12 protein-coding genes and 2 pseudogenes are annotated in these 23957 nt (G+C 32.9%); 8 read left to right on the forward strand and 6 right to left on the reverse strand.

Going from position 1 to position 23957, the window contains the following annotated elements; translation table 11 throughout:
- Positions 1–924, reverse strand: coding sequence for an Rpn family recombination-promoting nuclease/putative transposase (locus AAGD84_RS03295; RefSeq protein ID WP_265037930.1), 924 nt, complete (start codon positions 922–924; stop codon positions 1–3).
- A gap of 393 nt (positions 925–1317) precedes the next feature.
- Between AAGD84_RS03295 and AAGD84_RS03300 the strand changes: the two genes are divergently transcribed.
- From AAGD84_RS03300 to AAGD84_RS07515, 6 genes and pseudogenes are all read left to right on the forward strand, one after another.
- Positions 1318–2235, forward strand: coding sequence for a helix-turn-helix domain-containing protein (locus AAGD84_RS03300; protein WP_341818143.1), 918 nt, complete (start codon positions 1318–1320; stop codon positions 2233–2235).
- A 170-nt stretch (positions 2236–2405) separates the two neighbouring features.
- On the forward strand, positions 2406–3071 hold the full coding sequence (locus AAGD84_RS03305; protein WP_341818144.1) for a RadC family protein: 666 nt from the start codon (positions 2406–2408) through the stop codon (positions 3069–3071).
- 150 nt (positions 3072–3221) lie between these two features.
- Positions 3222–4385, forward strand: coding sequence for a hypothetical protein (locus tag AAGD84_RS03310; RefSeq protein ID WP_406833383.1), 1164 nt, complete (start codon positions 3222–3224; stop codon positions 4383–4385).
- Between the two features lie 89 nt (positions 4386–4474).
- A complete protein-coding gene (locus AAGD84_RS03315; RefSeq protein WP_265037936.1) occupies positions 4475–5407 on the forward strand; it encodes a helix-turn-helix domain-containing protein in 933 nt (310 codons plus the stop codon).
- A 43-nt stretch (positions 5408–5450) separates the two neighbouring features.
- The gene (locus AAGD84_RS03320; RefSeq protein ID WP_265037938.1) at positions 5451–6449 is read left to right on the forward strand and encodes a helix-turn-helix domain-containing protein; all 999 of its coding nucleotides are present in this window, start codon (positions 5451–5453) and stop codon (positions 6447–6449) included.
- A 109-nt stretch (positions 6450–6558) separates the two neighbouring features.
- Positions 6559–6675, forward strand: a pseudogene (locus AAGD84_RS07515) (transcriptional regulator); the annotation flags it as partial.
- Between the two features lie 51 nt (positions 6676–6726).
- Here AAGD84_RS07515 and ligA read toward each other — a convergent pair.
- The 4 genes and pseudogenes from ligA to AAGD84_RS03340 all read right to left on the reverse strand — a co-directional run bounded on the left by ligA (position 6727) and on the right by AAGD84_RS03340 (position 14390).
- Positions 6727–8706 (reverse strand): NAD-dependent DNA ligase LigA, encoded by a 1980-nt coding sequence (gene ligA, locus AAGD84_RS03325; protein ID WP_341818162.1) that lies wholly within the window; start codon positions 8704–8706, stop codon positions 6727–6729.
- A gap of 163 nt (positions 8707–8869) precedes the next feature.
- The gene (locus AAGD84_RS03330; RefSeq protein ID WP_341818145.1) at positions 8870–9226 is read right to left on the reverse strand and encodes a hypothetical protein; all 357 of its coding nucleotides are present in this window, start codon (positions 9224–9226) and stop codon (positions 8870–8872) included.
- 267 nt (positions 9227–9493) lie between these two features.
- Positions 9494–10091: pseudogene (locus tag AAGD84_RS03335) on the reverse strand (patatin-like phospholipase family protein); the annotation flags it as partial.
- Positions 10092–10202: 111 nt separating this feature from the next.
- The gene (locus AAGD84_RS03340; protein WP_341818146.1) at positions 10203–14390 is read right to left on the reverse strand and encodes a lipase family protein; all 4188 of its coding nucleotides are present in this window, start codon (positions 14388–14390) and stop codon (positions 10203–10205) included.
- Positions 14391–14816: 426 nt separating this feature from the next.
- Between AAGD84_RS03340 and AAGD84_RS03345 the strand changes: the two genes are divergently transcribed.
- Both AAGD84_RS03345 and AAGD84_RS03350 read left to right on the forward strand, forming a co-directional pair.
- Positions 14817–18344: a DEAD/DEAH box helicase gene (locus AAGD84_RS03345; RefSeq protein WP_265037844.1), complete on the forward strand. Its 3528-nt coding sequence runs from the start codon at positions 14817–14819 to the stop codon at positions 18342–18344.
- A gap of 342 nt (positions 18345–18686) precedes the next feature.
- The gene (locus tag AAGD84_RS03350; protein ID WP_341818147.1) at positions 18687–22562 is read left to right on the forward strand and encodes a DEAD/DEAH box helicase family protein; all 3876 of its coding nucleotides are present in this window, start codon (positions 18687–18689) and stop codon (positions 22560–22562) included.
- On the opposite strand, the gene AAGD84_RS03355 is transcribed toward AAGD84_RS03350, so the two are convergent.
- Positions 22549–23874 (reverse strand): IS4 family transposase, encoded by a 1326-nt coding sequence (locus AAGD84_RS03355; RefSeq protein WP_341817859.1) that lies wholly within the window; start codon positions 23872–23874, stop codon positions 22549–22551. The genes AAGD84_RS03350 and AAGD84_RS03355 overlap by 14 nt on opposite strands.
- Positions 23875–23957: the final 83 nt, after the last annotated feature.

The raw sequence follows: 23957 nt of genomic DNA on the forward strand, positions 1-23957 counted from the left end.
TTAATTCCTTAATTTTTGAATTTCGTTGAGGGGAAGGCCGGTAATTTGAGCGATAACATCTATAGAGACACCGGCCTTAAGTGAATTTTTAGCCACTGCTATTTTAGCCTGTTTTTCGCCCTTTTCTTCGCCAATTTGAATACCTTCCGCTCTGCCTTTTTCATGTCCAATTAGGATGCCTTTTTCAGTAGCATCATCAAGTTTTTGAGCGAGGATGCCTTCTTCTTTCCGCAAATCCATTATCCTTTCTTCGTACGCTATCAGATCTTTCTCATTCCAGCGAAACTTGTCTAACTCATCGTATGCTAGCTTTATTATTGGCGATTTTTCTGCAATATCTTTTAGGTCTTCATCTGTAGTATCTTCTGCGTACTTGAAAAAAAAGCACCAGCGCTCTATTGTACTTTCTAGCTGCTCTACTTTGTTTTTTGCGAATTTAGGCAACTCAATAAAGACAAATTGAAAATCTTTTAAGTAATGTCCGTTAGTCTTTATATCACGTATATTGTGAGTGGAAATATACTCAACCTCCTCAGGAAATAGCGTATTATCGGAAATAGCAATAAAGAATACTGTTTTTAAATCGATGTACTCGCCACCTTTTCCAACCTGCCTTGAATAAGCTTTAGCAGCATATAGCTGAGCGCGTTTCTCAAAGCCTCTATCACGAGCGAGCTGCATCTCGATCACATATCTGAACCCACTAGAATCCTTGCAAAGGACATCAACGATGCTTTGTTTATCAGAGGCGACTTCAGGATCCATATAGGTGCTAAGAAACTCAACTTCTTGTATAGTATCTATCCCGGTAAATCCTAAGATATCATTGAGGAAGTGAATAAGAATGTTCTTATTTTTTTCGGTACCAAAGACTTTTTTGAAGGTTAAGTCTAATTTTGGATTGAGAAATTTAGAGAGAGCCATAGTAAGAGTACCTAAAAAGCATTAATAATTATACACAATTCTGAAGAAATATTCAAGTTTTTTATTTTTAGTTTATTTTTTAAGTTTTGAATGTGTTGATGAAAAAAATGTTTCCCATAGATGGCCCTAGAATGCTACTACGCACCTTAAATATCCTTTTATACATCTTTTATCAACCCTTCTGTAAAGTACCTTTAAAGCCCAGGAAATGGATATCACGAGTTTGGTGATCTCAAACATACCTATTTTAGATGTGAATTTTTAAAACTTACCATTTTAGCTTGTCACAGCATAGGCATTTAATATACTAGTTTTCAACAAAGGTAACAATATGCTAGTAAAATTTCTATCTAAAACTTCTAAAGGAGATTTTATGGCAGGTTACGAAAAAGAATGACCGCTAGCATACTAGACCACAAAGTAGGAGAGAAAGTAAGAAATCGTAGGTTAGCAAAGGGATATACTCAAAAAGATTTAGCAAAAGAAATCAGTGTAACATATCAAGTAGTACTACAATATGAAAAAGGAACACGAAAAATTTCGATTGAGAAGTTGTACGCTATAGCAGAGGCGTTGTCGATTGGTATCATAGATCTCATTCCTGTATCAAATAAAAAAATTTGCTTTGAAAGCGAAGAAGAAGAGATACTAAATCTAATAAGAAAATATAAAAAAATGAACGATCAAGAGTTACGTAAGATGTTTTGTTTATTAACCAAATTTGCCCGAGTGGGTGAAGAAAATAGTAAAAAAACAGAGAGAATAAAAATTGCAAATGGTCTGGTTAAAGCGGGAATTTCTGTTGACGTTGTTTCGAAAATAATTGGCATATCTGCTGATGAATGTGTTGAAGAAAAAATAGGTTCTATCTACTACCAAATAGGCAAAAAGATAAAAGAATGGAGGCTAGTGAGAGAGTGTACTCAAAAGGATTTAGCAGAGAAAATGGGTACAACACGTGACGAAATAAGCAACTATGAACAAGGAAGGACTGCTGTTCCACTTGATAAATTATATGAAATGGCAGAAGCATTATCGATTAATATTACAGATCTGCTAATAGAAGAAGATGAAGGTAGTAAAGTAGAAAATGAGCTACTTAATTTAATTGAAGAATACAAAAAGATTGAAAGCCAAGAACTACGTAATGCATTAATAAAATCTCTGTTTGAAGGCATACGGATTTGCGAGGAGAAAGTGAAAAGAGCAGAAAAAGTAAAAATTGCAAAAGATTTAGTAAAAGAAGGAATTTCTATCGATATTATTTTACAAACGGTAGACATCTCTTTAGGCGAAATTCAACAAGTTTAAAATAAAGAAATCGTATCTATTAATATCTTTACCACTTCATAAAAAAATAAATAAAAAAGATTGAAAAATTGATTTGACTTCACCCAAAAGCTATGGCTTTATGCCAATACTGCTAAAAAAACAGTAGTAAATATTAAAAAAAAGTTTGTTGTTAGTGAAAGGTAAATTATATGAATAATAATAAAAGTAAAGAAGAAATCGAATTCAGAATATTAGAAAGCAAAGGCAAAGCTCTACTTGATCGTGAAATAATGGAAACGTTTCTAAGTGCAGTACATGAAAGGCCACAAGCTCAAGAAATTGCTAAAAATCTGGTGAATACTTATACAGGAGTAGGAAGGATTTTAGGTCGAGAAATGTATGACCTGAAAGTTATAGAAGGAGTGACTGATTCTGCAGTAGCAATAATTATGTGCGTTAAGGAAACGCTAGAAAGGGTATTGAGAGAAAAGCTCAAGGGTGAGCCAATAATGGATAACTTACAAGGGCTAGTAGAATATTTAAACGTAAGTATAGGACACTCAGAGAGGGAATGTGTAAAAATACTGTATTTAAATAGAAGGCGTCAACTAATCGGAGAAGAACTCTATATTGGTGAAATGGAAAAGGCACCAGTATACATAAAGGAGATTACAAGAAAAGCATTAATAAAAAATGCAACATCAATAATAATGTCACATAACCATCCTGGAGGAAGTTTAGAGCCATCAGAAGAAGATCAAGCAGTAACGAAGAGCTTAGCAGCAGCGTGTAGTACTGTAAGCGTGAGATTATTTGATCACATTATCATCACAAGTGCAGGCTATTTTAGTTTTAGAGAAAGCGGATTGCTATAGCAGAAAGAAAGAATGAGCAGTTTTAGCTTCTAAACTGATTGAGCAGAAAGTATTTGCAAATCTGCTCACTATCATTTATAATGAGTAATAGAGTGTATAATAATAAAGTCTATTGTACGCTTGAAAGGCATTTTTAATATGGGGGTTCATATGGCTAGTAAAAAAAATACAATGGTTCGTAAAGATCCGAATAAAAAGACTAATATTAATCGCAAATTATTGAGCAAAATATTTGGTGCTCTTGAAGGTGTTGTTGTAAAAGGACTAGAGCCTGTAAGCATACCTTTCCTGCAACAAAAGGGCCTCGACAAGCCAATTAACTTCGGGAAAGGGTTTGATTACGTTTATGGCATAAAACCTGTAAGTGATCAAGAAGATAAAAATCCATTTGCTTCAGCCTTGAAAAAAATAAAGCCAAGTACAAGCGAAAGTAAAGAATTGAGCTGGTTTAAAAGTGCTGTAGTAGAGGCAAAGAACGTAAATGAATTACACAAAACTATAGACCAAGTACTAGCTGCTGGAGCAAGGCTAAATGCATGTAATGATGGGGAATGGAGCTTCGCAGAGTATATGATACTGGGCACACATTTTCACAAATTAGATAAGGGTAATCGAAAAAAGATAATACGAAAGCTAATGCTAAGTGGTGCAGAGTTTCATGATACTCTACTGCAGAATAAGCTTATAAGCGAAATCTACAACGAATTGCAACCAGAAGTTCAGCCACAGATAGATAAGCAACTAGAAGAACTTAGAAAAGCTGGCAAAAGTGCTGTTCAAGAAGGAGCCTTGGTAGATCTTGAGATAGATAATACAACATCGTATATGGAATTTTCTGAGGATAGTAAAGTAGAAGTTGCCAAAATACTGGAAGGTACGGGTCTAAACAGAGGTATAGGAAGTAACATTTTAAGAATGGGCAATAATGCAGTTGAGGTTAAAAGTGAGAAGGGAGGCGAGAGACACTACATCGATATGTCAGATGGCAGCTCTATTGTGTTAGAATTTCCTACAAGCGTTGGTAAGCTAAATATTATATTGTACCATGATGTAAAAAAATATGATCAAGTACAAGTGAGAGTAGCAAACAAGGAAATGTGGGCTGAATTACAAAAAATAGGAGAAGAAGTGGGCAAAGATTGCCTTTTTGGGGGAGTAAAACTTGAAGAAGTAGTAAAAAGTGGAAGCTTTACGAGATGCGGAATATGGAGTAGCAAACAGCTTATGAAGGAAGTTGATAGCTCAGGTGAAAAACTGTCTTCATGGGTAGATAAAGTACGTGAAAATAGTAAAGAAACTTTTAGGGAACTTTAATTCATCTATAGCCAATTTTAAGGTTCCAGAGTCTGCCATTATATCTGGAGCCTTAACAAAATTGAGCTATAGTAGAAAATATTATATGTATGGTTCTTTTTGTGGAAAGAAGTCTAGACTATGAAGTAGGGCAAAAAGTAAAAAGTTGGAGGTTAGAGCGAGGGTATACTCAAAAGGGTTTAGCAGAGAAAATTGGTGTAAAGTACTGGGTAATACTGCAATATGAAAAAGGGAATCGTAGAATTTCGATCGAAAGGTTATACTCTATAGCAGAGGCATTGTCAGTAAGTATTGCGGATCTTATTCCTGCATCAAAGGAAAAAAGCTGCTTTGAAGATGAAGGGGAAGAAATACTAAATCTAGTAAGAAAATATAAAAAGATTAATGATCAGGAGTTACGTAGAATGTTTTGTTTATTAACAAAATTTGTCCAAATGAGTGAGAAAAGTAGTAAAAAAGCAGAGAAAGTAAAAATTGCAAAGGGTTTGGTTAAAGCAGGAATTTCTGTTGATGTTGTTTCACAAACAATAGGCCTCTCTGTTGATGAATGTGCTGAAGAAAAAAAGGGTTCTATCTACTACCAAGTAGGAAAAAAGATAAAAGAATGGAGACTGGTAAGAGAGTACACTCAAAAGGATTTAGCAGAGAAAATGAGTACAACACGTCACGAAATAAGCAACTATGAACAAGGAAGGACTGCTGTTCCACTTGATAAATTATATGAAATGGCAGAAGCGTTATCGATTAATATTACAGATCTACTAATAGAAGAAGATGAAGGTAGTAAAGTAGTACCTGATTTGATTAAAGAATACAAAGAAATTGAGAGCCAAGAACTACGTAATGCACTAATAAAATCGTTGTTTGAAGGCATACGGATTTGCGAGGAGAAAGTGAGGAAAGCGGAAAGGATCAAAGTTGCAAGAGATTTAGTGAAAGGAGAAATTTCTATTGATATTATTTTGCAAGCGGTAGGTTTATCTGTTGATATAGTTTTAGATGGGCAGCAAAACATTTCGTGAAAAAATTATAGCAATAAAGTTTGTTTTTTAAATTGAGGTATATATGTTTGTTTCTGTAAGAGATATTGGTTCTATAAGCTGCAAAATAGGGCAAAAAATAGAAGATTGTAGATTAATGCAAAGGTGTACTCAAGCAGAGTTGGCAAGTAAAATCGGATTAGCATATCAAGAAATAAACAATTATGAAAATGGCTATAGCGCTATTCCAGCTGAAGTATTATATATAATAGCAAAAGCATTATCAGTTAGTGTTACAGATCTACTACCTGAATCAGTAGTAGTAAGGGAAAGTGAAAATGAAGACGAGGAAATACTATATCTAACGAAAATATACGAGGATCAAAAGTTAGGCAAAATAGTACCTTCATTAGTCAGGTTTGTTCATATTAGTGAAAAAATTAATCAAGAAGAGGCAAGATTAGAGGTAGCAAAAAATCTAGTTAAAGAAGGAGTTTCAGTTGACATAATTTCCCAGGCAACGGGCTTATCTATTTACGAATATAATGATACAGGGCAAGAAATTTGCATTGATTCTATATACTACAGAATAGGGCAAAGAATAAGAGAATGGAGACTAATAAGAAGATATACTCAAAAAGATTTGGCAGATAAAGTTGGTGTAACACTTAAGGAAATACACGAATATGAAAGAGGATACGCTACCATACTATTTGATAAATTATATGGAATAGCAGATGCATTATCAGTGAATATAAAAGTTCTGCTACCTAAAACAAGAGAAAGTAAAGAAGAGAATAAGCTATTGAGTTTAATAAAAGCTCTGTTGCCTAAAATAACAGAATGTGAAAATGAGGATAGCAAAAAGCTATTGAGTTTAATGAAAAAGTACAGAGAAGATGAGGATCAAGAATCACTGGATGCGGTAGTCAGGTCCTTATCTGAAGGTATGAAGACTAGCAAAGAAAAGGTTAAAAAAGCAGAGAAAATCAAGGTTGCAAAAAGTCTACTTAAATTAGGCGTTTCTATCAATATTATCTCACGAGCAACTGACTTAACTGCAGAGGAACTTGAAACCAAATAGGCATCCATAGCAAGAATTTCATATAGAGCTTATGGATACGTGGAAAAAAATAATAGACTTTGGTAAAATTTTATGATATAATGTGTGTAGTTGTTTTTGTAAATAAAGTATGGTTTCAAAAAAAGCTAACAATAACACAAAGTGTACTACAAGGTGTGAAATAGCACAAAAAGTAAGAAGCTGTAGGTTAAAGCGAGGATATACCCAAAAGGACCTAGCAAATAAATTCGTAGGTGCCATTCTTAAAAAGTAGATACAAGAATTGATCGAGAAGGGCTTATTCTTTTCTAAGGATTAGTTTATTCCATTCCTCCTCGGTTAAAATTTTAACGCCCAGTTCTACAGCTTTTTTATATTTCGACCCAGGTTTTTCACCGGCAATCACAAAATGCGTTTTATCCGATACACTAGAGCTAACTTTTATACCTAAAGATTCAGCTTCTGCTTGCATCTCCTTTCTCTCCCTTGACAGCTTGCCAGTAAAAACCACTATTTTTCCGCTAAGAGGGGAATTACTAACATTAGCACTTACAGGCTCAATCTTTAGTTGAGAAGCAAGGTCATTTACCATTTTGATGTTGTCTTTCTCGCAAAAGAAATCTCTTAAAGACTCTGCCTTCTTTTCGCCAATACCACTAATTTCAGCTAACTCAGAGAAAGTTTTGCCATCGCTCACCACGCTTACGGTTAGCGATATCGTGATATCATTGTTAGCAGAATCTTTGGTAACAGGATTTAAGGAAATCTTACTTGTTTTAGATACACTAGATGATAATTGAGCCATGGCAGATTGCCAATTTTCATAAGATTGATAATGCTTTGCTAGTAATTTTGCTACGTGTGGTCCGACGTATCGAATCCCTAGAGAACATATAAATTTATCCAAACTCACAACTCTTCTGCTGTTAATGGATTTGAGTAAATTAGATATTGATTTTTCATCCCATCCCTTCAGCTTACTTAAGTTGAAATTTTTGAGTTTTTCTTCGAGAGCAAAAATGTCAGATATTTTCCTTATCAAACCAAGGTCATAAAAGAACTCTATTTGCTTATCACCAAAGCCGGTAATGTCAAAAGCTTCTTTCGAAACAAAATGTTTTAGTTTTTCTATTATTTGGGCTTTACAGGTAAATTCATTAGAACACCTTATGGCTGCTCCTTCAATCTGTACTTCACTTCCGCATTCCGGGCAAGTATTTGGAAATACAAACTTTGGTGCATTTGGAGAACGAGCATTTTTATCTACTGCCACAATCTTAGGAATCACATCGCCTGCTCGTGCTACGACTACCCCTCCTATATTTATCTCAACTAATTCAGCGACTGGAGTGAGTACACCAGTTTTGCCCACTTGTACTGATATCTTCTTTATCTTGGTTTTTCCTTGAGCTGCAGGAAATTTATGAGCTATGGCCCATCTAGGAGCTTTGTTGGTATTTCCGAGACGATTTTGTAATGTTAAATTATTTACCTTTAAGACAACTCCATCAACATCATAACCCAATTCATGGCGATTATCATATATTCTATTATAAAACTCCAGGATTTCGTCAACGTTTTTTGCTAAACACTGATGCTCATTTACGCAGAATCCAAGCTTTTTCAGCTTATTCAATACTTCAGATTGGGTCCTTTCTGTTCCGCCGATCAAAGAATAAGCAAAGTACTTCAGTGGTCTGCTAGCAGTAACTTCTGGATTTAGTTGTCTTAATGAACCGGATGCTGTGTTGCGCGGATTTGAAAATTGATTATCCTTATTTAACTTCAGAAAGTCATCATTTCTGATATAGACTTCCCCTCTGATTTCCAATCTACCCTTTATGTCAGGTAAAACTTGGGGAAAATCCTTTATGGTTGAGATATTGTGAGTGATGTCTTCTCCCACAAAACCATCACCGCGCGTTGCAGCTTTAATGAGCACACCATCTTCATAAATTGCAGTGAAAGCTAAACCGTCTATTTTCAGCTCACAAACTATTTCCAGTTCATGTACATTTAGAAGTTTTCTAAGGAATTCTTCAACTTCTTTTTTGTCATAAGCGTTAGCCAATGAGAGCATAGGCACGACATGTTGTACTTCTGAAAACCTTTCATCAGGTGCAGCACCTACAACCTTTATACCTGCTTTTCTTACCAACTCATCGTACTCTGCATCAGTGATTTCTGGTTTGTTTTTCCGATAGTATAGCTCGTTGTGGCGTTTTATTTCCTTTTGTAATTTTAATGTATTTTCAGTCATAATTTTTACCTCAACCACTGTTTCAGTATACAGCGTCAGTGATAAATTAATTATTAACTTGCGCACTCACTTTCGTATTATTTTGCAAATAAAATTCCCGCTTTGCTAGTGTTTTTTATTAAATATATAATATTTAAGTAGAAATAGAAAGATATTTAAGCAAATCTATTAATATAGAAATCTATTCTTTGGAAACTTGCTTGGATTCTTCTTTTATTGATTCGACTGATATATCTTGAATTTCTTCTTCCGGCTTGTTTGGTTCAGCTACTTCTTTAGATTCTGCTGCTAATTTGCGTTGTTTGATAAACTTCTTTAATGTTTTGACTGCAATAAAATTAATACTGAAAACACATGCCGAAGTTATTGCTAGTGCTGGCAAGGGAGCTAAACTGAATGTTGGTAAAATTGCCACAATCGTACTAGCTGTCAGTAAAAATGCTAATCTTTTGCTCCCGATTATCTTATTTTTCTTAACCTTTATGGGGTTTAATTTTTTTACTTTTCCTTTTAGCTTTTTGAAGCCTTTTTTGAACACGTTGCCCTTTTTCAGCTCTTTCTCTACGGGTTTTGCTTTCTTTGTTTTTAAGCTTTTTATTTTTTCTTTTATTCCTTTTTTATCTTTTTTGACATTTTCTGCTTTAGAGGAGCATAGGTTAGGTTTCACCACAATTTCAGAGAGCGGTTTTGGCTTATCGTTTGAAATTTTAGCTTCTTGCCCCTTAGTACGTTTTTTGGGCGAAACTATGTTTTTTAAACCTTTCTTTGCTTTATTTCTTTAGTTTGCTTGGCATTTTTATGTAAATTAAGATACGATATCGCAAAATTTATCGATTACTTTTTGATTACCTTCTATCATTGCATTTGCCTCCTGCTGCAGACATTTAATATTTTTAGGTGTTACATTATCCATCTCAGCCGACGCTATTGTCAGTTGTGATTGTATTCTTACGTATCTGTCGTCCATTACGTTACCTAGCTGGTAATTTACTACATCAAGGCTCGATGCAAACATCACATTTAATAGAGCAGGCTATCTTTCCTAATTTTCTGTATTTTATTCGATTAGATAGCCGACCTGTGCCAATTGATACCAGCACTATTTCTTCATTAGGGAAAAGTTTTTTGCTATTTGCATATGCACAAGCCGCTGGGTTATTGGCAAATACCCCTCCATCGACTAATACTCTTTTTTCTTGGCTAACTTCTAAGTACTTAGGTGCAAAGTATGTTGGTGCTGCTGTTGTGGCTCTGAGTGCATCTTTTAACTTGATGAAATTCCTGTTTTCTCTCCAACTTTTAAGGAAAAATGGACAGTTGTTGTGTATATCATAACTGGTAAGCAGTAGATTACTTGAAACATCAGCAATAGTACTTTCGCCGAAGTATTTATCGAGTACGCATTTTAAATCAGGCTTTGGTTCTTATTTTATGATAATTAACATAATGATAATAAATTATTAAATGGTAAACTATAATATTTATTCCTTAATTTACCGTTGTGTAATAAGCCCTTACACAGTAAGCTCTTCGCGATCTGTAAATTTATTAACACTACTTTCTTCAAGTGAATTTAAAGGTTTATTACAATAGTATATGACCGCAGCAGCAACTAGACAACAAGCTCCAACTGCTATTCCCACTGCTAGCATTTCCAAGTAAACTGCAATAGCTATCCCTATAGCAACTCCGGTTATTGCTAACATAGAAGCAGCTATCACAGGCAACTTACTTTTTGCATTTTGTAGAGCAGGGTTGTTTTTGCCTGGATAACTAGGTTGTTTGCTGTTACCTTGAACATTATTTACTCGGTTAGAGTCTTTACTAGCTACTAAAGGTACCCCTGTTGGTATTAGTTTTGGTTGTGTATCTTTTTTACCACTATTCTTATCTACACTTTTAGGTGGAGCTAGTTGAACAGATGGTGCAGTAACACCTCCATTGTTTGGATTAGTAGACTGCTTGCTGTTGGTTTGGGTATCACTTTTTTGTTCTAGAATTGGCATTTTAACATTTTCATTTGTAACAGCTATATTATTAGGATTGCCATTGAGCACTATAGGTAAAACTTCTGGTTGTGGATCTTGTTGATCACTTTCAAGCTTAGAATTACCCTCACTGAGAGGAGCTTGCTCATTATCCATTTTTGTTATATGTCCGGTAGATTGATTGGATACTTGATCGCTACCAGTTCGTGATTCATCTAACTGAATTTTACTTGAATCACTATGATTATCATCGCTACTAATAGAAGCTACTACATTATCATTCTGAATTGGTTGATCACTTTCGTTTACAAGTTGAACATTATTATCCCTAATATTTACTAAACTTTTCGGCTGTACTACTTGTATGGAATCCTCTCGTATTACATGTCCAGCTAATTGAATAGGAGCTTGTTCATTCTTACCACTTTTTTGTTCTAAAATTGGCATTTTAACAGTAGAAAAATCATTAATAGCATTAGCTAGAACTGAATTTTCTTTATTAAATAGTACTTTTAGACTTTCTTCATTAATCAAATGCAAATTAAGTTCATAGGTATTACCATTAGAGAAAGAAAATTCGACCTCTCGATCAGACTTTTTAAAAATTTGAGCAACACTCTGATCATTAAGGAGAAAAATTTTGATTGTTCTGTTATTAGGCAAATTCTTTAATGCTTCAATAGTACTAACAGTCCCTCCACGAGGAACAACCTGTTGAGCACCCAAAGTCGCAACACGCAAATCTCCTGCATTTCCTGTTTTGGTAATGACATCTCCCATACCGTAACCTGTACTTGCTACAAGCTCTTTTTCATTACTTGGTACAAGTATTTGTTCAGGAATTCCTGGAGTGTTACTGCTACCAGCTTTTTCAGAATTCATTTGCTGATTCTCATCACTCTGCACTGCGATTTGTACATTATTATTGCTATGATCACCTAAAGATGAATTTGTTGAAGAAACTTCAGCTATTGTTAACGTTGAGATAGCTGCGGTAGAAGAAGAACCTCCATTAAGTTTATTACTCTTTTTTTCTTTCTTCATAAGTGCCAAGCTTCCTGGATAGTTATCAACTAAGGTTTTCAATAGCCTCAGACTAATAGTGTCTCCACTGAGATAATAATTATTGTTAACAAAAAAAGCAATATCAGGAACGTTAACTTTTAACCCTTCACCTCTTCCATGTCTAGGTAAAGATAGCATCATGGCTAACAAGTTATCAAGTGTGTGAAAGATTATAAACCCATCTCCACCAGGTTTAGAATCCTCATAAATTACTACTTTCTGTTCATTACTAGATCCAGAATATTTCATCATTTCAGAAAGTGAAGCATTTTTATGTTTGTTCTTTACTTGTTTAAAATATTGCTCATCACCATTTGAATGGGTATTTGGAATGAGGTAACTTGGTGAAGTGAGTACATTATACAATACTGTAACAGGGTAAGAAAAATAATAGTATATAGATACACTATTATCAGACTTAAATTGGCCAGGTTCAAGATTTGCAATAAGATTGCGATACACGTCCAATGAATGAGCATAAGAACTACTACTTATTCTTAATTGTTCACCCACGTGCTTATAACCCATAGAACCAAGCGGTAATGAAGGTATGAAATCTGATTGATTAACTACTCTAATAGTTTTCTTTCCAAGGCGCTCTTCATAAACCTCAGCAACAGAAGAGTCGAAAACCCTTGGAGAAGCAAAAGTTGCAACATGCAAATCTTCTGCACCCTCTCTTACACTTAAACATAGAGCAGCTATGTTGGCAATAGCACCTCCCATACTATGACCTGTAAGGTTAATTTTAAAATCTTTAATTTCTAACTGTTGATCATTAGCATATCCTTTTAATATCTTGTAAACACTTTCCCAAGAGTCTTTAAATAAAGAGTAAAAACCTGAATGGATTTTTCCACCTTCAGGCAAAAGCTCACCTGAACTAGTCAAAATCATTTCAGCATCTTTCATGTAGTCAAACCAATTACGACTACCGCGGTAAACTATAGTTATTTCCTTATCTTTTATAAAAACATAACCAGCATGTCGATATGGTTGTTCATTATCACGCATATTATAGAATTGAATTATTTTATAACCTTCTTCCTTAAGTTTAGCTGGAACTCTATAAGATCTTTCCTCTAACTCAGAAAATTTTTTATTATTAAGGTTACAATCACTAACATAATAGCCTATCTTAACAAAATTGATGATTTCTAATAACTTCTCTTGGCTAAATCCTGCAATTTCAGTTTTATTTGGTCCTAAAATACCTGGCCTTTGCTCTTCTTGAATATCAGTTATTTCAAATTCATTTTGTTCTAGACTTGAATCATCTCCATTAGGTTCCTCATTAAACTGACTGGCGACATTATTATTTACACTTATAGAAGTATGACAAGCGTTTCGATATCTTTGTTGGATGGTTAAAAACTCCACTCCTGAATTTTCAGCGAGTTTCAATATAAAATTTGTGTACACATTTTGAATAATTGAGAAATGTTTTTCACGTATAACATTGTCTAAAATAGTAACTAGACTATTTTGCAAGAAGGTCTGCCTATCCGTATCACTTAAAAATTTGGGATCATCTTTAATTAAATTTAGTACTTTTATTATAAAATCCGTACTGCCAGTGTGTAAAGCAGCTTTTAAAATTAGGCCGTAAATCTTTTGTTTTTTCTCCTTACGTCCCACACCAGCACTATGAATATTTTTCAAAATTTGTTTATCAATCTGTGCAACAATTTTCTCATCTGCAAATGCCTCTTTATAGGTTTCTTGAATTATTGGACCTTTCTTTTCAATACGTTCTCTGCACAAGTACTCAACAATTGAATCATGCTCCTGACTTATTGCAGTTTCTAAAAAAGTAACAATACACTTTTTTAATAGATCTTTTTTAGCCTGATCATCAATATATCTTTCAAGTGAGTCCAGTACTATCTTCATAAAGTTTTTATTTTTAGCAAGAGATGCTGTTTCAAGAATATCATATGTGTGATCAGGGCTAGTTGTTTTTAACGCTTGTTCAAGATCTTTTAAGACGTACTCAACAAGAACTGTATTTAGTAATTCTTGCTTTTGTCTTAGTGCTATAACTGAGAAAAACCCTACTTGACCATTTTCAAGTTGGATTGTTTGATTTTTTAAACTTTGATAAAGATCGGGAAATTTCCCTATAAAGATTTCAATATACTTTTCACCACCAATAAGTAGAGGTAAAAGACTCAAGTTCCTCTCAGTAAAAAGTATATCTTGATATTTCTCTGTAAGCTTGTCATTAGCTGCAATTGCTAAAAGTACCAGCTCTTTTACTGGATAATTACAGTGGTATTCTACTTGATCAAAACTATATCGTGACAGTATATTTGAATATATATGCTGGTGATCACTTCTATTTTGTAAATCTAAATTAAGTTGATTTAAACAGAAGTCTTTGAGATTTTCATTATCTAATGTAATAGATTGGCCTTCATAATCTTCAATGTCTTGTACGATCCTATCTAATTCTTTATAATTATTACGCTCTATTGCATTATTTAGAATATATATTATTTTAGTAAAAGTTAAACTTTCAGAGATTATAACAAATGAATCTTCGACTTCAATACCCGAATCCCCAGAATTTTTCCTACTTTTAACTTTATTTTCTTCTGTGGTACCTTCTTCTGATGGCGTAAGCCTGCCCAATAAGTTCCTAGCCATCTTTACCTCATAAATATAAATTACTAGAGTATAGCACTAAACATTAATTTTGCCAAGCAAACCTTTTAACCCCAATTTATGTTGTATGGTCCCAGAGAGTGGTGAATTGTAAATAAATTAGGAGCACTGGTTACATATAAATTCATAAGGTTTTGAGAGTTTTAAGTCTTTTTGTATAGTCTTGGTTGCACTTTTATGCAGCTTAACATAAGTAAATTTGATCTATAGCAACAAACAAATGCTTATTTTAACTTATTTCTGTTGGCGTTTTATAGTAGTAATTGATGTTAATTCGTTCTAAAATTGGTAGCTTGCTCTGAAGAAACACTATAGTTGTTTTCTCTAAGGTGGGTTTGATATATTTAGAAAAATTATCTATAAGATTAATATTCAATTTATTTATATTGAGATATACGATTTTATAAAATGGCTATTTATGGAAGAACATGGTGGGGAGAGAAATGGCTTCAGTGCTTCAATAGAATTGATTATGATAACCGTCTTCCACGTGGCAGAACTTGTGCTAATACTGGTCGAGCTTTTGGTATTAAAATTAATGGTCACATAGTTACAGCTAAAGTTCATAGCTCAGGATCTTACCCATATCGTGGTTCAAAACCTCAACCATATAAAGTCAAAATTATACTCAATGAATTAAGCTCATCAGAACAACAGACCATTCGTCAAATTATTGAAACTTCACCTTCTATACTATCTAAATTAATAAATAGGCAATTACCAACCAGCTTGTTTGATAAGCTTAATGATCTTGGGATTAAATTGTTTCCTTCAAATTGGGAAGAGATGAATGCAAATTGCAACTGTCCTGATTGGGCTATGCCTTGTAAACATATTGCTGCTGTAATTTATCTTATTGCTGCAGAAATTGATAAAAACCCCTTCATGATTTTTAATATTCATAATTGTAATTTGTCAGCACTTATCGATGATTTTGGGAATGGAAAATTAGAAAATGCTCAAAACATTTTAAAGATAGATGATATATTTAAGGCATGTTCTAAAATTAGAATACATAACCAAGCAATTTTAAATGATATTGATTTATCAACTATTCCTAACCTTTTTGATTGTATCAGTAGTATTTTAACAGATAATCCACTTTTTTTTGAAAAAAACTTCCATAATATTTTACAGATAGCTTATAAGCACTGGCAAAAGTATCCTGCAGGAAAGTTAGTGTACTATCCAGCTTCTAAGAAGGAACTATCAGAAGAGGAGCTATTTATTAAAAGATGGGGAAATATTGAGAATTGGAAAACATTTCAACTATTCATTGATGATCAGCATTACCTTACTCAAGTGAGCAATGGTACAACTAATGTATTTATGCTAAGTAGAAATGTATTGAAAGATATAGCGCGATTTTTAAACGACATTCCTAATTCGTTACTTCACAGGCTTAATCCTGAACTTCGCTTCATGCATATGATTTCACAGTTTGCACATATGCTGATGGAAAAGTCAGCGCTAATACCACAAGTATTACAAAACAAAAGAGGAGAAATTATAATTAGGTGGATTCCGGCGTTGTTTAATGAGTCAGTTAAGGAAATTCATAGCAAGATATCATCTATTTGTCCGCCTCTATTGATTAAATATCAAGAAATCGCTATGGAACCAGAGGAACAAGTAAATGTTGCTATCTCTTTCATCCTTTTAGGGTATATAGAAGATAACTTTCCTGCATCTCTGGATAAGTATGGAGATAAGGACATCTTTGAATTATTCTTTACTGGAAGACCATACAAGTTTACTGAGTTTAGCAACAAGGAAATACCGCAAGCAATTAATCTCTGGCTTTCACGTCTTTATTTAGCAGATAAGCCTTACAAATTCTATCTAATGATAAAAGATCACCATGAAAAATTTGAACTTGAGGTACAGTTATCACTGGATGATGAGAAGTCATTCATAAAGCTGGAAAAAGCATTTTCTAATCAAAACGTAAAGCTTAGTATTTTATCTGATCTTGCACTCTTATCTGAATACATACCTGAATTAGAAAGATCGATTGATAGCAATAGCAAGTTATCATTTAATTTAGATGATTTTGCACCTTTATTCCTGGGTATTGTACCAGTACTAAGAGCAATAGGTATAACGGTTATCTTGCCGAAATCTTTGCAAAAAATCTTCAAACCACAATTAAGTCTTAGTTTGTCTGCCAAGGATAAAATAAAAGAAGATCGCGAAAGTTTTTTAACGCTGGAAAATTTATTGAAATTTGATTGGAAAGTAGCAATAGGAGATAAAAAATTAAGCGTTACAGAATTTAAAAAATTGCTAAAAGATTCCCGAGGGCTTGTGCGAATAGTCGATCAGTATGTGCTTTTGGATGATAAGGAGGTAGAAGCTTTATTAAAAAAACTTGATAAACTGCCTGATTATTTAAGTCAAGCAGAGCTTATGCAAGCTGCTCTAACAGGAGAAGTAAATGAAACTAAAGTAGCATTTGACCAGCAGCTTACAAGCTTATTTAATAAACTTAATACTTACACACCTGTTACTACACCAAATAATCTAATAGCACAACTACGCCCATATCAAGAACGCGGATTTAGTTGGCTTATACAGAACATAGAAAACGGGTTTGGTAGCATAATTGCTGATGATATGGGTCTTGGTAAAACATTACAGGTTATAGCAGCTATTCTGTATTGCAAAAATATAGGGTTTTTGGATCGGGACAGAGTCTTGGTAGTAGCTCCCACAAGCATATTAAGTAATTGGCAACGAGAGATGGAACGTTTTGCACCAGAATTAAAGCTTTTCGTCTATCACGGACAAAATCGAGAATTGGCAAGTGATTATGATGTAGCTCTAACATCTTATGGTCTTGCACGTCGTGATAAAAAAGAACTTAATAAAATTCGCTGGTTTTTGCTCGTGATTGATGAAGCACAAAATATAAAAAATCCTAATACCGAACAAACCAAGGCAATTAAAGCTATTGAGGCAACGCATAGAATAGCAATGAGCGGTACTCCTGTTGAGAATAGGTTACTTGAGTATTGGAGCATTTTTGACTTTATCAACAAATCTTATCTTGGTACTCCTAAGCAGTTTAAAAGCAGCTTTGCAACACCGATTGAAAAAGCAAGAGATAAAATTTGTCTAGAAAGGTTTATGAAAATCACTAGCCCTTTTATGTTACGTAGGCTTAAGAGTGATAAAAGCATTATTCAGGATTTACCAGATAAAATTGAGAATAATCGTTATTGTTCCCTCACTTCAGAGCAAACAGCGCTTTATCAAAAGGTTGTTGATACAACTATGGAGAAGATAGAAAAAAGTGAAGGGATTGAACGTAAGGGACTAATCTTTAAACTTATCAATGCTTTAAAGCAAATTTGTAACCATCCATCACAGTTTGGCAAGAAAAAGCGTGCGAGTATTGAACAATCCGGTAAAATGCAGATGCTTGAGGAAATATTGATTAGTATTGGTGAAGTTGCAGAAAAATCATTGATATTTACTCAATACACTGAAATGGGTGAGATTATAGCTAGGCTACTTGAAGAAAGGTTTGAATCAAAAGTGCCATTTTTACATGGAGGACTGTCCCGTAAAGCACGAGACGAAATGGTTGATGACTTTCAAAATTCATTCCAATCAAATATTCTTATAGTATCTTTAAAAGCTGGTGGAACAGGGCTTAATTTAACAGCAGCAAACCATGTAATACATTACGATTTATGGTGGAATCCAGCAGTGGAAGCACAAGCAACAGATCGGGCCTATCGTATCGGGCAAGAACGTAATGTCATGGTGTATAGGCTACTTTCAACAGGTACATTTGAAGAGCGTATTGATGAGATGATTCAAAGCAAGAAGGAATTAGCAAACCTAACTATAAGTAGTGGCGAGAGTTGGATTACAGAATTTAACAACGATCAATTAAGAGATTTAGTTAATATAAAAAATGCACTATAGAACTTATAAAGTTTATATGTTGCTGTATTCAAAAAAAAATCAAAAATTTTCTGTTTTTTCTACTTACAACAGGTTATACAAAACTTAAGTAGAGAAATTTTTTTATGATGTACGAGATGATTTTTTGACTGATTTCAATACTGTAAAACCATAGCAGTTAGATGTATACACCCTATTATTGCGGCCTGTTTGTATGAGCTTATACCATATATTTATGCCTTTTCCTCTATCGAAGCGGTCTTGAATAGCAATGATTAGGATATTCTGTAGTATTAATTGACTTTTTATACTATTTGCATATAATTGTACATAAATAATGTTGTTAATTATATAAAATCTATTATGAGTATTGAAAAGCAGAAGCTAGACATTGAAAATATTGTTAAAGCGGGAAAAAAAGTATATCTAGGATACCTTTTGCTAGATATAATTAATGATAAAAAAAACAGTTATTTTACTATAAATAACAAGAGGGGCTTATCATTAAATGAATACGTAACAGAGTCAATTAAGGAAGAAAAGGCAGATAAATTTTCTAAGCAAGTAAAGATAGGAAAAAAGAATTGCAAAATTCATATAGAAAAAAACTCTGATGATAAATATGATGTAAAGATTACTGGTACTATAGTATCTGACCGTGAAGATTCAGGTTATGAAAGTGATAGCAGTCAAGGAACTCAGACTCAAAACATTGAGTTTAAACCGAAAAATAAGTATAATGACGATGATTTCCTTGATTTATGTAGTTCACATGAATTGACGTTTAGTTGTGATAATAACGGTAATTATGCTTTTAATACTAAAATAGATGAGCATATTATCGGTGGACCAGACAAAATTGATCTCTATCCAATACATATATCCAACCTTTATCAAATGATAAATTATGTAAATGGTGATACAAAAAATCCTGATGTATTAATTGCTATGGCAACAGGATCTGGAAAATCATTTACACAAGCACTATGGACTTTTGTATTAGATTTAGCAGGTTATCATGGAGTCTGTGCAGTTCATCAGGATGCTTTAGCACATCAACTAAGAGAAGATTTTTGTAGGCTATTACCAAAAAGTATCACTGATAAAGTCAAATTAGGTGATAAAGGTAAAATTGATAATATAGATCCTAATTCACATATCATCACTACTCATGATATTCTATTCAAAGAAAAATCAAGTGAGTTTGAAACTATATTCATTAAAAATAATAAATGGTGGATTAGTGTTGATGAAGCACATAAGGCAACTGAGATAGAACTATATAAAAGAAATATTGAAAATTTAAAAAATCCTATCGCATTTTTAACTGCTACACCTTCAGAAGTCATTGCTAAACGAGTTGGTTGTATTATAAATCTTTCTCTTAAAGAAAAAGAAGAGCAGGGTATTTCTAAATCACCTGCTGTAAAAACTAGAACAGCAAAAAGCCGTATCCAGGCAGCTAAGAAGAGATCCAAATTTAATTTTGGAGAAAGGATAGCACTATGGTTTGCTAGTATTATCGAGAAAGAAAGATTGAGCTCAGCACATGAATGCATTGGTAGCATTGAGGAATGTGTAATCTATAGAAAAACTACTGATCCTTTTTATGTATCAGATGGTAATGAAGGTGATATTAGAAAAAGCATAAGATGGAATGTTCATCTTCCAATAGGGGAAAAGTTTCTAGGTTTGGTCGGACGCGGTAGTCATGACTCAGTAGTAAATTTTCATCTTATGCTAAATGGTAATGAGGTTGGTAGTGCATACGAAAACGGAAATAAAGTTTCTCGTGAAAATGTATATGATTTTTTCGGATTAAGTCTTTTATCTTCTCATGGAGCAGAGTTAGATGAAGCTATATTTAAAAAATATGAAGAATCAAAACAAGAATTGAGAAAAGCAGGCTTACGTAATTATTTGATTGATTATCATGGGTATGATTCAAATAAAGCAGAAAATTTTATAGAAAGTAACGTAGATTATTCCAGTAATGCTGCAAAATATCAAGAATTTCATGTTCTACATGGTATCATTGAAAATACTATCTCATATCTCACTGGTTATGATAGTATTACTTTAGATTACAAAAGACGCCACGATTTAGACTCATTAGTTAAAGAAGTTAAGGCAAAATTATCATCCAAAAATATCGGAAATACTGAAGAGCACATGGATCAAATATCAAAAGATCTGATTAGTGAAGGTATTCCACAAGATATAGCTGAGAGTATAGCAACTCAAGAAATAAGAGTTTTACAGGCTTTATTACAAACCAGGAATGATGACGATGAATTCTTTAAAATGATTGTTGATAATTGGGCACTTGATAAAAGAATTCATAACCAATATTTAGGGACAGATAACTGCTCCTATAGTCCTCTTTTAGCATTACAAGAATTTTGTCAAAAGCATAAAACTATCTTTTTAGTTAATGGTTTACAAAAGAGTGCTACAAAAGTTGAGGATAATAAGCCATTTTTTAACTTAAAAGAAAAAAGCTTTAAACTATCTGATGATAATCATGATAAAGAGAAGAATCTTACAAAACATAAATTAAGTACTATAGAGGCGTTAGATGATACAACGAAACAATATTATTATGAACCTAATTATTGTTCTGCAGAATACACTGAAAAAGTAGTTGATAAGCTATGTAAGAAGGGGCTTATAGGCTCTTATATTACTAGCGAAAAGACTACTGGATTTAATGATCTAAATTTATGTAGTGTTGGCCTTATCACAGACAAAACAGATGACAATATTAACGATCCTGCTGAAATTATACAGGCTTTTGGTAGAAATAGAGGGTTAAATTGGGCAAAACAGCCAATTTTTTATCTTGTTACAAAATCAGGAGTAAAAGTAAGTTTTGATGTTAATGAGCTAACAAGAAATGGCTACATTAAAGCTCTAAATAAAGCTGATAAGAAACATCATAAAGAATTAGTGAAAAGACTTGGATCTAAGATTGCAAAACAAATACAAGATTATATTGATATAAATACTGAGCCATCAGGAGAAATTCATTCTAATCATTTAGAAAATAAATTAATTGAAATTATCTGGAATGAGTATGAGGATTTATACAATCAAAATAATCACGATAATCAAAAGACAAAAAACGATTTTATTGATGTTCTAAATGATACATATAAGATACTTTATTCTTATAGAGATAATATAAAAAAGAATTATCATCTGCCTACTTCAGCTCACGTGATAACTTTCATTTTAGAATTTATCACAAAAATTGTCTACTGGTTCAAAACGCATTCTTCATACAAAGAGTTTAAACAAGAAGTAAAAAAACTAGAAAATAACGAAAAAAAAGATGAATTGATAAATGAAAGAACGTACGCACATATAATTCAAAATTATAAATATAAAGATATTATTAGCAATGGATTGGCATTGAAGAAAATCCTTTCTTTAACAGGAGATAAGGTTAAAAGTAGCACAGATTTTATAATGGAAAATCTACATGAATTCGTAAAAGAAGAAAGAAAAGAAGAATTGAACCAACTAAACCAGACTATAAAAACTTTATTAAATAAATTAGTTGTAACTACTGGTCTAAGTAAAGAGCAGAAAGAACAAATAACTCAGTACATTAATGAGAAAAATTCATGGGCTAAAGAAGTATATGATCACGCACAGTCATTATTTTCGAATGATCAAAAGATTGGTTCAAATGATATATCTAGTATAATATTTAATCTGATTTCAAGTGACTCTACAATTAAGCAGTATTTAGAGAAGGAAAAAATTACAAAAGAGAAATTTTATGTTAATGTTCTTAATGACCTATCTATTTTTACAGAATTGCAAAATTCTCCTCTAATAAAAGAGTTAACTAGTTGTAATTATGAAAATGTTATAGATAAAGATAAGGCAGAACAATACGCTGTAAATAGTATAGCTCATTATTTTCAGTCTAAAGTTTACCAAAAATTACTTAATGATTTCATATCACCGCTTAAAGAAGGGCACTTACTTGCTATTTTAAATGCAGTTTATCCAGAAGATAATGCTAATAAAACAGAACTAAATAGTGAAAAATTGAAAAAAATCTTGGAGTTTAAGAAAGGTATAGATGATGAAGAACGATTTAGAGAAGTAGTTAAAAAATGTGGAGATATAGAAAAAATACAGGATATTCAAGAGAGTATATATAAAGTATGCTTTGAAATTCTACACTGTTATTGTTACCATACGCGTCAAGTTAAGAGATTGTGAGCAAATTTAGAGAGGTTAAAGTGGATACTCTAGCCCTTCTACGTTTGTCTTTTAATGAAAATCGCGACCAAGTTATAGTGAGTTTTTTAAGAAATACTTTTAAACTATTAATCTTGGTTAATACTAAAAATAACTCTCTAACCCGTCTTTTTAGCTCAATAAATGCCTTTGTTAAGCTAAGTTCTGTATTCTTTTTCACTTCTGTGCAACCAACTATGCCGTGAAATATAAGAATTGCGCACAATTTAGCATATAGTTCACATAATACTCTGCATGGCTTTCCTTTTAGCTTATCAAGTCTGATATGGCTTTTATACAATTTAAATAATAACTCAATTTGCCACCTTACTCTGTAAATCGTTAATACTTGCTCAGCACTAATTTTATTTTCTGGAACATTAGTTATAAATATTGACCAGTTCAACAATTTTTGATTTCTTTTAGAGGATGTATATCCCTGCGATCTTGCTAATCTATTAGCTTTCCTTCTTCTGGCTATAGACTGTTCTTCAGTTAGTTTCTGACATATAATTCTTACTCTAATTTTTGCTTCTTTTCCTAACAATACCTCGTTTTCTAAAAATAACTTATCCTCTAAACATTCTAATAACTCCATTTTTTGATTTGTTTCTACATCATATACGTTGGTATCGGATTTATAACGACTTATGAAATAAGCTCCTATTTCATTGATTTGTTTAAAAGAACTTGGCACAAAATAACCGAGATCAGATATTAGCAAATCATTGCTTGATATATTACTTAAATGTTTCCTATATCCCTGGTCTGATCTTATTCCCTCCGTTAAATTAAGTTGGTCTATTATCTGATTCATGTAATCGAAAACTAATTGTAACTTTATTCCAGACTTAGTATTGCTTTCATAGCCACTGTAGCTAGTACCATAACCTTTATACATCTCTTCCATACTGTTAGGTAGAGTAATATAGCTACTGTCCAATAATTTAACACTATTAAATTGCTGTAAGATTTTGCAATCAACTTGCAAGATATTTTTAAAGAGAACCACAGATTCATTATACATCCTTTTCATAAATTCCACTGCTTCTTCAGTAAATCTAAAATCCAAACCTTGTTTTGTTATATCTATCGAGTCCTCGTTTAGTAATTGACACATTGTTTCTACGCTACAATTATCAACTCCTATATTACCCAAGACCATGGCTTTTACGAATGATGAACCTTTTAGCTTTCTCTTTCTTTTTATAAACCTTGTTGTAATTGAGATTTTCTCTGCTTTTTCATTAAAAAATTCTTTGAGCTTTTTTGATAAGCAAGTTATTTTATTCATTGGTTCTCTCACTAAAAGTATATCTGGGAGAACTTATACCTTATTATTCTATCTCTTTCATACCTTTATTTCCTTAACTTGAC

Source organism: Wolbachia endosymbiont (group A) of Andrena fulva (assembly GCF_964026815.1).
GTDB lineage: Bacteria > Pseudomonadota > Alphaproteobacteria > Rickettsiales > Anaplasmataceae > Wolbachia > Wolbachia pipientis.

Coding starts and splice junctions, on each gene's coding strand:
- AAGD84_RS03350 (WP_341818147.1), top strand. CDS start 18,687: ATGAGTATTGAAAAGCAGAAGCTAGACATTGAAAATATTGTTAAAGCG.
- AAGD84_RS03300 (WP_341818143.1), top strand. CDS start 1,318: ATGACCGCTAGCATACTAGACCACAAAGTAGGAGAGAAAGTAAGAAAT.
- AAGD84_RS03315 (WP_265037936.1), top strand. CDS start 4,475: ATGGTTCTTTTTGTGGAAAGAAGTCTAGACTATGAAGTAGGGCAAAAA.
- AAGD84_RS03310 (WP_406833383.1), top strand. CDS start 3,222: ATGGCTAGTAAAAAAAATACAATGGTTCGTAAAGATCCGAATAAAAAG.
- AAGD84_RS03320 (WP_265037938.1), top strand. CDS start 5,451: ATGTTTGTTTCTGTAAGAGATATTGGTTCTATAAGCTGCAAAATAGGG.
- AAGD84_RS03305 (WP_341818144.1), top strand. CDS start 2,406: ATGAATAATAATAAAAGTAAAGAAGAAATCGAATTCAGAATATTAGAA.
- AAGD84_RS03340 (WP_341818146.1), bottom strand. CDS start 14,390: ATGGCTAGGAACTTATTGGGCAGGCTTACGCCATCAGAAGAAGGTACC.
- AAGD84_RS03355 (WP_341817859.1), bottom strand. CDS start 23,874: ATGAATAAAATAACTTGCTTATCAAAAAAGCTCAAAGAATTTTTTAAT.
- AAGD84_RS03295 (WP_265037930.1), bottom strand. CDS start 924: ATGGCTCTCTCTAAATTTCTCAATCCAAAATTAGACTTAACCTTCAAA.
- AAGD84_RS03345 (WP_265037844.1), top strand. CDS start 14,817: ATGGCTATTTATGGAAGAACATGGTGGGGAGAGAAATGGCTTCAGTGC.